Genomic DNA, 2580 nt, shown 5'->3' on the forward strand with positions numbered 1-2580 from the left:
GGCCGTGCCATTTTCGAATGGCGGGTTCTGCTGGCCGAGGAAGTAGGGCTTGAATGGAACCATGCCTGCATTGACGAAGAGCAGGTTCGGGTCATCCAGAATCAGCGACGCGCTGGGAACCGCCGTGTGGCCAGCCTCAACAAAGTGATTGGTAAAGCGTTCCCTGATCTCATGGGTCTGCACAGCGGTATCCTGCCTTAGAACTACTCGGGATTGTTAGCGGGCACACCAAAATGGTGCCCGTTATGGGACAATCCCTAAGTTTACCCGCCCCGGGTGGGGTATCGGCAACCCAGGGCTATCTGGTTCCCCGAATGATTCTGCGCAATCGGCCCAGGTACTCAGATATCCGCTTCTCCACCCCGTGTGCAGTGGGCTGATAATAGACACGCTCACGCAGGTTATCCGGGAGATAGTCTTGGCGGACAACACCACGGGGATCATCATGGGGGTACACATAGCCCACAGCATTGCCGAGCTTCTTCGCCCCCTCATAATGACCGTCGCGCAGGTGGGCAGGCACCGGACCGATGTGACCCTGTTTCACATCGCTGAGTGCTGCATCGACGGCATTGATCACAGCATTGGATTTGGGTGCGGTAGCCAGGTGGATGGTGGCCTGCGCCAGGGTGATGCGGGCTTCCGGCATACCGATCAGCTGGACCGCCTGTGCAGCTGCCACTGCAGATTGCAGGGCCGTGGGATCCGCCATGCCAATGTCCTCACTGGCGTGGACCACCAGTCGACGGGCGATGAAGCGGGCATCCTCACCGGCCTCCACCATGCGTGCCAGATAGTGCAGGGCAGCATCCACATCAGAACCCCGGATGGATTTGATGAAGGCACTGACAATGTCATAATGCTGATCACCATCACGGTCATAGCGGACTACCGCGCGGTTGACGTTTTCTCTCACCACATCCAGGGTGAGTTCTCCCCCATCCTCCACTGCCTCGGAGGCGGCTTCGATGTAGGTAAGTCCGCGGCGGGCATCGCCGCCGGCAAGCAACACCAGCTGCTCGATTGCCTCCGCGCTGGCGGTGATACGTCCGGCGAGGCCGCGGTCGTCGATAAGCGCCCGCTCTAAAACGGTGCTCACATCAGCATCGGTGAGTGGCTCCAACTGCAGGAGCAGAGACCGTGACAACAAGGGTGCCACAACGGAGAAGGAGGGGTTCTCTGTGGTTGCGGCGACCAGGAGGACGGTGCGGTTCTCCACGGCGGCAAGCAGAGCATCCTGTTGTGTCTTGGAGAAGCGGTGGACCTCATCGATGAAGAGGACGGTACGTTCGCCGTGGAGCAGGTCGGTGCGTGCCCGGGTGATGACCTCGCGGACCTCCTTCACACCAGAGGACAGTGCGGATAATCCGACAAAGCGGTCACCGGTGGCAGAGGAGATCAATGAGGCGATCGTGGTCTTGCCGGTTCCCGGTGGGCCGTAGAGAATCACCGAGGCTTCACCAGATCCCTCGATCAGGCGGCGCAGCGGACGGCCGGTCCCCAGCAGGTGCTGCTGCCCCACCACCTCATCAAGGGTGCGGGGCCGCATCCGAGCAGCAAGTGGAGCATGTCCACCCGGATGGAAGTACTTATCCGCAGCACGTGGTGGTGTGGAACCTTGATTGTCCGGGGTTCCGGGTGTTTCAAAGAGGGAGTCCTGTGCCATAGAGGCAACAGTAGTCCCTAGTGTTCAACACCGATCATTGACTGCACCACATCGCCGGCGAAGCGGGCCACCCCAGGGAAACGGGAGTCCGCTCCTCTGGCGGCAAAACGCTGCAGGGCGGTGAAGGTCTCGTGGAGGTCTTGGCGGACAAGTTCATCATCATCCTGGGACCGCGGGAAGGCGAACTCATCCAGTTCGATCTCCCCCGCGGAATCACTGTTGTCCAGGTAGGTGGCCACCGCGGCGATGGAACCCAGGTGCATGAGGGTCACACTCGACAGGGCCCAGCCGATCAGGGCTGTGACAATACGCGCATGCAGACGGTCCTCATTATTCACATTCGGCCAGATGCCACGGACCTCTTGGACCCAGGCGTCAATGAGCTCATCAGCTTCATCATCAGTGATGGGATGGCTGAACACGAACTGTGGGAAACCAGCGATCACGCAGGCGATGTCAAAGGTGGCATCCCGGAAACCGGCGACCTCATAATCAAGGAAGTGGGTGCGTTCCGCCACGATGATGTTGTCCGGCGACAGGTCGAAGGGGGTGAATGCCCTGTGCTGTCCGGAGATCAAGCGGCGCTGGGCATCGCGTGAGAAGTCCTCCACCACCTTCGGAATGGTGATACCGCTGCCTGCCAGGATCTGAATACCGACTTGGATGGCGGTAGGCAGCAGTGTGTCGCGCTGCTTCTGCATCTCTGCAGTCGAGGGGTGGCGTGAGAGCATGCGTGACATGAGGATGTCGAAGTCTGCCTCACGGTCAGCTGTGGCTGCGTGGAGGCTACCCAGGGACTGGCCGAGGTTGCGGAGAATCTGCATGCGGTGATCACCGGTGCGCTGCTCCAAGAGATCAGCGAAGGTATCACCGTTGCCAGAATCCGACAGGACGATGATGCGCTTGTCGATGTC

3 protein-coding genes are annotated in these 2580 nt (G+C 60.2%); all 3 read right to left on the reverse strand.

Annotated features, from left to right (window positions below):
- On the reverse strand, positions 1 to 183 hold a 183-nt coding region (locus Q0M74_RS13805), incomplete at its 3' end, for an alanine--tRNA ligase-related protein (RefSeq protein WP_293955433.1).
- Between the two features lie 115 nt (positions 184 to 298).
- Positions 299 to 1666 (reverse strand): replication-associated recombination protein A, encoded by a 1368-nt coding sequence (locus Q0M74_RS13810; RefSeq protein WP_293955435.1) that lies wholly within the window; start codon positions 1664 to 1666, stop codon positions 299 to 301.
- 17 nt (positions 1667 to 1683) lie between these two features.
- Positions 1684 to 2580, reverse strand: an 897-nt coding sequence (locus Q0M74_RS13815) for a phosphotransferase (protein ID WP_293955437.1), incomplete at its 5' end; no start/stop codon positions are given.

It is taken from the genome of uncultured Corynebacterium sp., assembly GCF_945649885.1.
Taxonomy (GTDB): domain Bacteria; phylum Actinomycetota; class Actinomycetes; order Mycobacteriales; family Mycobacteriaceae; genus Corynebacterium.